The 8,739-nt window shown below is 47.1% G+C and carries 5 protein-coding genes; all 5 read right to left on the bottom strand.

The genetic code is table 11. The annotated features are described in order from the left end of the window. Positions 1 to 578: 578 nt before the first annotated feature. The 5 genes from ligA to KJS69_RS24040 all read right to left on the bottom strand — a co-directional run bounded on the left by ligA (position 579) and on the right by KJS69_RS24040 (position 8,737). Positions 579 to 2,582, bottom strand: coding sequence for an NAD-dependent DNA ligase LigA (gene ligA / locus KJS69_RS24060; protein ID WP_213586353.1), 2,004 nt, complete (start codon positions 2,580 to 2,582; stop codon positions 579 to 581). Positions 2,583 to 2,696: 114 nt separating this feature from the next. After that, positions 2,697 to 4,937 carry a DNA helicase PcrA gene (gene pcrA, locus KJS69_RS24055; protein ID WP_213586352.1) on the bottom strand — a complete coding sequence of 747 codons (2,241 nt, stop codon included), beginning with the start codon at positions 4,935 to 4,937 and terminating at the stop codon, positions 2,697 to 2,699. A 73-nt stretch (positions 4,938 to 5,010) separates the two neighbouring features. Next, on the bottom strand, positions 5,011 to 5,700 hold the full coding sequence (pcrB, locus tag KJS69_RS24050) for a heptaprenylglyceryl phosphate synthase (RefSeq protein ID WP_213586341.1): 690 nt from the start codon (positions 5,698 to 5,700) through the stop codon (positions 5,011 to 5,013). A gap of 638 nt (positions 5,701 to 6,338) precedes the next feature. Beyond that, positions 6,339 to 7,346: a DUF4340 domain-containing protein gene (locus tag KJS69_RS24045; protein WP_213586340.1), complete on the bottom strand. Its 1,008-nt coding sequence runs from the start codon at positions 7,344 to 7,346 to the stop codon at positions 6,339 to 6,341. Next, positions 7,343 to 8,737, bottom strand: coding sequence for a GldG family protein (locus tag KJS69_RS24040; protein ID WP_213586339.1), 1,395 nt, complete (start codon positions 8,735 to 8,737; stop codon positions 7,343 to 7,345). The genes KJS69_RS24045 and KJS69_RS24040 overlap by 4 nt, the downstream gene beginning before the upstream one ends. Between the last annotated feature and the right edge of the window lie 2 nt (positions 8,738 to 8,739).

The raw sequence follows: 8,739 nt of genomic DNA, 5'->3' as shown, positions 1-8,739 counted from the left end.
TGTATTAGGCACGCCGCCAGCGTTCGTCCTGAGCCAGGATCAAACTCTCCGTAAAAGTTCCCCATGACAATGACCTAAGTCCCGTCACGGAAGCTCATTTATTGAAGAGCGATTAGCTCATTCGTTCATTCATTAACGGTTCTGCTCACGATCCGAAGACCGCTTCGCACTGGCTTGTTTCATCTTGAAATTCATTTGTTCAGTTTTCAAAGAGCTTTCGTTAAGTCACACTGTGTTTTGTGGTGACAAGATCATATCTTACCAGCACTTTAGACTAATGTCAATACTAATTTTCTCCCCATTTTTTGTAACGTTATTAACAACGTTTTGCAGGATGTTATCCATTAATCTTGCCAAATGAAAAAGCACCCTTGTTCAAATGAGGGATTATTAATATATCACGCCCACCAGTTAAAATCAACTGCCAATTGGCGCCAACCGGTTATGGATAACTTAAACCTAATTACATCGTTTGAAACGTCCGCCTTAACGGCATGTTGTAATTGAATTGTATGAAACGGTAGTTGCAAAAATCGAAAAAACACCGCTCCTCCATTATTACAGAAAAAGCGCCCGATTTACCGGACGCTCTCGCCTAACATTTTTAAAAATTGTTCTTCGTCATCGATGACCTCAATCCCCAGTTCACGCGCCTTCGTAAGCTTGCTTCCGGCATTTGCGCCGGCAATGACCAAATCCGTCTTTTTTGAAACACTGCCCGTCACCTTGGCGCCAAGCGCCTCCAGCTTTTTGGTTGCTTCATCCCGCCCGAACGCCTCCAGCGTCCCGGTTACAACTACCGTCTTACCATAAAATGGGTGATCCTCATTAGCGGAAACGCTATGTTCCTCTGCATGGGGACGTACTCCGGCAGCCAACATTCGTTCTATACTGGAACGCATAAGCGGATCAGCAAAGAAGCTTACGATGCTTTCGGCAACAATTCCGCCAATGTCAGGGATCTCCATTAGCTCCTCTATAGAAGCCTGCATAATCTTGTCGAGACTTCGATAATGGTCGGCCAGCTCTTTCGTTGTCGTTTTGCCAGTGTTCGGAATACCGAGAGCGAATAAGAAAGAAGCAAGATCACATTCTTTACTTTTCTCAATAGCCGCCAGTAAATTATTCGCCTTCTTCTCTCCGAACCGCTCCAAACCGATCAATTGATCAAAAGCTAGCCCATATAGATCCGCCGGATCTCTCACATCTACTTCTTTATAAAGCTGTTCTGCCGTAGCGATACTGAATGTATCGATGTCCATAGCATCCCTTGAGGCAAAATGTGTAATTCGGGCCACCAACTGAGGAGGACATTCCAGCCGGTTAGGACAAAAGATATGGGCTCCCCTCTCTATCAGAGAGGTCCCGCAGGATGGACAGACCGTCGGATAGACGATCTCCTGACCCTCCTCCGCATCCGTTGCTCTACCCAATATTTCCGGGATCACGTCATTCGATCTTCGAATGTAAACGAGACTGCCCAGAGCACGCTTTAAATTTTTCCGTTCAATATCGCCTATATTGTTCAGGGTACATCTTTGCACTGTAACCCCGGCCAGCTCCACCGGATCTACTGTCGCCACTGGGGTTAGCTTGCCCGTTCGCCCGACTTCCCAGGAGACGGATCGAAGAATCGTGGTCGCTTCCTCCGCTTCAAATTTATAGGCAATCGCCCAACGAGGGAACTTTTCAGTATATCCCAACACTTCCCGGGTGCGGATATCATTAATTTTAACGACCGCTCCATCTATTAAAAAGTCCATATCATGTCTTTGCTCGGTAATGGCTTCAAGCTCATTCATTACTCCTTCTATAGAATCAACAAAATGGACATAAGGATTCACTTTAAACCGGTTATCCCTCAAAAACTGAAGCATTTCCTCATGAGTAGCGAATGCCCTCTGATCGGAGAAGCCTACATTATAGAAAAAGGCATCCAGTTTGCGACTGGCTGTAATAGCTGGGTTAAGATTGCGAAGCGCTCCCGCGGCTGCATTGCGTGCATTCTTTAACGGTTCAGCGGCTGTCTTGTTATACTCCTCCAGGACGGATAAAAACATCAGCCCTTCCCCTTGTACCTCAATGATTCCTTCCTGATACGGTATAGTGAGCGGCACCGATCGAATCGTTTTAACCTGGGCAAGAATGCCTTCGCCAACCGTCCCATTCCCGCGAGTAGCTGCCTGAACGAGCTCTCCTCGATCATAAGTTAAATTCAACGTCAATCCGTCAAACTTCAACTCCACTACAAAAGACAGGGGCGGCAGGGGAGTCTCCGGATTAGCTTGATTGTATTGATCGACCAGTTTGAGGGCACGTTGATGCCAGGCCATCAGACTGTCTTGGTTCTGGGCTTTGTCCAAGCTCCACAGACGGGCTCGGTGTCTGTATGGCTCGAAGCCTTTGAGCAGCTCTCCCCCTACTCTCTGGGTGGGAGAATGGGAAAGAACGGTTCCGGTCGCTTTTTCCAACTCCACCAGTCGATCATACAGCTTGTCATAATCTTGATCGGTTAATTCCGGAGAGTCCATCGTATAGTAAAGATAATTGTGTCGATTGATTTCTTCAATTAATGCTCTCATTTCGTTTAATTGTTCTTCCACAGGCCGTTCTCATCCTTTCCAAATTGTCATCCCGCTTCCAACTAAGAAATCAAAAGCACAAAGTGATCACCTCTGGATGATCTCCCATCCCTCCTATACTTTGGTAATCGGAGCGAACTTGGCAAGCAGTCTCTTGACTCCGATCGGCGCAGGGAAAGCAATTTGCAATTCCGTGTTCTCCCCGCTTCCTTTAATCGCGACGATCACTCCCATTCCCCATTTGCCGTGCTGTACCTTGTCTCCATTAGCAAAATCACCTACATTGTTGATCGTCGGAGCTGCAGGCTTCGGTCGGGAAGTCGCGGCCGAATTCGACTGCCCAGCAATCCTATTGCTCGAGAAGGAGCCTCCTCCTACACGTCCGTAACGATCCCCGGAGGGGGAGCAATTCTCCACCAGCTCTTCTGGAATTTCCAGCAAGAACCGTGAAGGGGCATTGCTGCTTGTACGGCCGAACAAAACCCGCATCCGGGCACAGGTAAGATGCAGCTGTTCCTCTGCCCGAGTAATGCCTACATAGGCCAGACGGCGCTCTTCCTCTAATTCCTGATCGTCCATCAGGGCTCGACTATGAGGAAAGACCCCTTCCTCCATCCCAATAACAAAAACGAAGGGGAATTCCAAACCTTTAGCACTGTGCATCGTCATTAAAACGACGGCATTAGCTGAAGTGTCATCCTCCACTTGATCCATCGTGTCGATATCTGCAATCAAGGCTAGATCCGTTAAAAACGAGACGAGCGATTTATCTTCATTTCGCTTTTCAAAATCAAGCGTAACGGATAAAAACTCATCGATATTTTCCAGCCTTGTTGTAGCTTCTATCGTTCTTTCCCGTTCCAGCTCCAGGCGATACTGCGTTCGCTCCAGCATCTGCTCCGTCAACTCCGTAACGGATAGATAGTCGACCATATGATGCAGGTTCGCAATCATCTCCCTGAACTCGTGCAGCGCCCCTTTTGCCCGTGAGCTGATTTCCAGCATTTCAACATCGGCCAACATAGCATAGACCGAGACGCCGCGTTCAGCGGCTTTTTCCGTTAACCGGGCAAGGGTCGTATCTCCAATCCCCCGCTTCGGAACGTTGATGATTCGGCTTAAACTGATATCGTCATCCGGATTTGAAATCAAACGCAAATAAGCGAGAATATCTTTAATTTCTTTACGATCATAGAACTTGATTCCGCCGATGATTTTGTAGGGAATATCGGATTTGATCAAAATTTCCTCTATGACCCGAGATTGGGCATTGGTTCTATATAATATAGCGTAATCAGAATAAGTGCGGCCCATTCCTTTGCCCTTATTAATTTCCGAAGCAATATAATAGCCTTCCTCATGCTCCGAATCAGCCTGGTAGAACTTGATTTTGGGGCCCTCTCCTTTATCCGTCCAGAGCTGCTTAGCCTTCCTTCCGGCATTGTTCGCAATAACGGCGTTTGCGGCATCCAGAATGTTAGCAGTGGACCGATAGTTTTGCTCAAGCAAAATCGTCTTCGTCTCCGGATAATCCTTTTCAAAGTTTAGAATATTCGAAATATCCGCGCCTCTCCAACGATAGATCGATTGATCACTGTCTCCGACGACGCAAATCCGGTGATGCTTATCCGCAATCATCCGGCATAGCATGTATTGGGCTCGGTTCGTATCCTGATACTCATCCACATGGATATAAAGAAATTTATTTTGGTAAAAATCAAGCACTTCCGGAACCTCTTGAAAAAGCTCGATCGTTTTCATAATCAGATCGTCAAAATCAAGAGAATTATTGCTTTTCAGTCTCTTCTGATACATAGTGTATACTTTGGCAACGATCCCTTGGAAATAATCGCCAATCTGATTCTCATACCGCTCTGGAGTAATCAGTTCATTCTTGGCGCTGCTGATCGACGCCTGAATAGCTTTGGGATCGAATTTTTTGGGATCGATATTCAGTTCTTTAACACAGGATCGAATGACGGACAACTGGTCCGCCGAATCCAGAATGGAAAAATTCGAGGTGTAACCGATTCGCGAAATGTCTCTACGCAAAATACGAACGCACATAGAGTGGAAGGTAGACACCCAAATATCCCGCGCCGAAGCTCCGGCGAGCTTCTCTACCCTGTCCTGCATTTCGCGAGCCGCCTTATTCGTAAACGTAATGGCAAGAATACTCCAGGGAGCCGCCTTGCCGCTGGCAATTAAATAGGCGATTCGATGGGTCAGCACTCTGGTCTTGCCGCTGCCGGCCCCCGCCATAATCAGAAGCGGGCCGTCCACACTATGTACGGCCTGCCTCTGCTCAGGATTTAAATGGTCGATTGCTTTATATATATCATTTATAGAATTTATCATTATCCTTAACCTTCCTGCTTGGTTTATCCTAAAATATTTGGCGCTCTCCTTTACATGTCCCGGCCGTTGTTCAAGACTTGACTGCCTCCACGGTAGCCAGCGCGGCTTCTAAATCATCATAGATGATATTGCCTACGACGATCGTATCTGCACACTCCGCGGCCAATCTTGCTTTATCCGGTCCGTCGATGCCTCCTCCATAGAACAGGCGGGCCTCTTCCAGCACTTGCGACGCTTTTTTCACGAGGTCGATATTGCCAAAGCGCCCGCTGTATTCAATATAGACTACTGGAAATCGGAACAGCTTGTCCGCCATTCGGGCGTAAGCGGCCAGGTCTTTATCATCCAGGCTCGAGTCCGCTCCAGTGACAGCGGCAACCGTAGATTGTTCATTCATTATAATATAGCCTTCCGGAATAACGGTATCCCAGTCGATCATCGCCCCGTACTCCCGGATGGCCTGCTGATGAAACCCTGTAATCCATTGTCCATCGGACGTGTTGAGCACAACCGGGATCAGATACAGGTCAAAGCCGGGAACGATCGCTTCTGCCACAGAGATCTCCAATACGCAATTGACGGCAAATCTGCGAATTCTGCTGAGCAGATCGACCGTATTATCGAAGGTAACTCCAGAGGAACCGCCCACCATGATGGCATCCGTTCCGGACTGGCACACCTTCTCCAGAGCTTCATCCGAGAGAGTCCGATCCGGATCTAATTTAAACACATGCTTCCACTTACGAATGTCTAATTCCACACTTTCACCCTCCGCGGCAACGTCTCGATTTCGCTGTCCGAATCTATTCCTTTTCAGTCTATTCCAGCGTCCGAGGAGTGTCAAATAACCTCTCCGTTATAGTATACCAAAGGGAACCTTTGTTCTCAACACTTCCATAAATTAGTGGATAAATATTGATCTATAAATAATTGTTCTATGTAAATATGCTGGAGTACCGCAAGAAAGGAGTTGATTATTTAACAACCGAAGTAGCTGAAAGGGCCCCAAGCGTTCTAACGAAACTGGGCAGCCATATTGGATGCAGAAACAAGCGCAGCGGGATTTTAACGAATCCAGGTAACGTATAAGCGGAAAAAGCGATAAAAGGATGCAAAAAAAGTTATATAACGATACAGAGTTTCTTTAAAGTTAGAAACGGGGCGAAAATAGTGGTTTAACGTTATGGGGGTTCGTAATTAACATATCAACACCGGTACCCTTATTTAACAGTATATCTCCTAATTTAGGCCTAATGTTTTCCGCATAAAAAAACTAAGCCAGTTCCGTACGGAACTGGCCCCAGATGGAGAAAAATGCAAAATGCTCCCAAAAGACATCTTTCTCTCTATTTTTTCCACTTCAACGACTGTCATTCTTTAACGTCGACATAATAATCGCTAGTCGCTGCCCGTTTCCGCAGAGGTACCATCGATGGTTTCCTCGCCGCCGTTGTCAGCAGCGGAGGCCAGAACCTGCTTAGCCTGTTCCCACAGCTGGTCCAGATCATTCTCCTCTACGATAAAGGCCCACTCCGCTCCTTCCCTAGCCACGTTAACTTTACCATTCTCTATTTTTCCGATAAAAATGACCGTCTGTGCCTCTTCTCCCTGGCCCTCCTTAACTTCCACACGAAGCTCTGCCCCATCCAGATTTGCTTCACCCGCCGGGATCGGCAGCTGAGCGGTAGAAATCATAGTCAGCTTATCCAGCACCCCGCTGCCTGCATTAGCCTCAACTTCCTGCCCATCCAGCTTCCATTTAGATTCATAGGCATTCTTATCGGGCTCCAGCTTATCTAACTGAATGCTTTCTCCCTTCCATACGAGCGATATGGCATTAACAAGATTATAGTCCACTTTAAATGCACTCTTATCTATAAAATCAATGACTTGCTTGTTCAGCGACTGCACAGAATACCCGCTGATAGAATAGACGGCCGGATCGTCGTCCGCCTTGGCATAATACCCGTCTCCTATAGGAAGAGGGTTGCCGATCCCGATCTTTTTGACCGTACCGTCCTTAAGTGTCACTTCAAATCGGTGATCGGGTGATTCAAGACCGAATGACTCCAACTCAGCGGGATTCTCCTCTACTTTATCGGTATAAGAAAGACCTGCAAATGTCCCCAGCCAGTTATCCACCATATAAAGGTTTACCGGATAGGGGACCGGATCACTTATCCGCCACCCATCGTTTTCTTTAACTAGTTGAACGGTTGGGCCCAACTCTTCCGAATCATTGTCCGCAGAGCTTATCGCTATCTTCTCTACTTCCTCTGCCGGAATGGAAAGCAGTTCCTTAGCTTCATCCTCTGCCGAATCTTTAAACCAATTCTGGGAGGATGCGTAGCTGAATCCGGCAATACATAAGACGACCAGGACAAGGGTAGGTATAAATTTCTTCATCCCCGTCGCCTCCTCCACCAGATCAGCCCGCCGGTAATCAGGAACAGAAGCGGGATGACGACAACCGTCCCAATGAAGATAGTGTTAGCCTGGGAAGCCGATAAGAACGCTTGTTGGAGCTGCGCTTCTTCACGAGGCCGGATCGTCACCGAGCTTTCCCTTTCATTCAGCCAGCCGATGCTGTTCAGAATAAAATCGCGGTTTCCTTGTTGATTAAGCAGCTGATCGGACAAAAACACGCCATTGCCAATAATGACCGCCTTTGGCTTCCCATCTCCATTCTCTATCGCATAAGCCAAATCAATCGGGCCGCTCAAATCATCGTCCGTTTTATTTAAATCCTCCATCCGGATCTGGCCCGAAGCGAACAGCCCCAGATTGGTTTTACCGTAAGCATTGTCTGATGATTTAAGAATCGTCGACGCTTTCCAATTTTCGTTAGAAGAGTCGAAGCTCAGTCCAATAGCGCCGGGGAAAAGCGTAATCCGATTTTCTTCCCTTAACTTATTGACAATTTGGTGATAGTTATAGGTCGGGACGATCGTGAACGGATCGTTCATCAACGTCTGCTTGGAATCGATAATTAATGCATGTTCGTTGGTAACTCCGTATATTCCCAGGATTTCGTTCCAGTTAGCCCATTGGTCCATATTTTGCGCAAGATCGAGGGTAACCAGGAGCCGCCCCTCACCTTCTGCGTATCCCTTGAGCAGCTCTTGCTCCGCCTCCGTAAGATCGCTCTGCGGAGACAGCACAAAAATAGATTCAGCATCCTCGGGAATTTGTGCCTCCTGAACCAGATTTAAATCACTCACCTCGTACCCTTCGCCTGTCAAATTGGAGACGAAAGATGGAAGCTGCGTGCTCGTCATTTCACCATGTCCCGTTAAAAAATATACCTTCCGCTTCTCGTTGGAAGTCAGACTTACAAGAGCCTGAGTGAATTTCTCTTCCCCGCTGAACGCATAAGAGCCCTCTGTCGAACCGTAACCGAACAGCTCATAGCTGTACAGGTTTTTGGTCTGCCCATTGTTATCGAATACAATGGTGCCGTATTGATCAATTTTGTATTGCTGCGCAATCGAGGGCTGCTTCACGGGATCGATGAATTCGTAAGTGAAATTTCCGCTTCTTTTTTGATACTCCTGCAATAAATCCGTCACTTGACGGTCCATATAAGGGTCCTGTGAAGAAAAAGCCACCACATGAACGGGTTTATCCAACTCCTTCAGAGCCGTCACCGTTTGATCCGACAAAGTAAACTTTTTATTAGCCGTCAGATCCCATTGAAGCCCTTTCATTGAATGAAGGAAGATCGTGAGCAAGATGAACAATCCGATAACGGCTAAGGACAGGATCGTTGCATTAGTTCCTTTAATCCAATTTTTCACGG

This window comes from Paenibacillus sp. J2TS4 (assembly GCF_018403245.1).
GTDB lineage: Bacteria > Bacillota > Bacilli > Paenibacillales > NBRC-103111 > Paenibacillus_L.
Note: the sequence above shows the minus strand (reverse complement) of the source record. Positions and strands in the feature narration are given on the sequence as shown.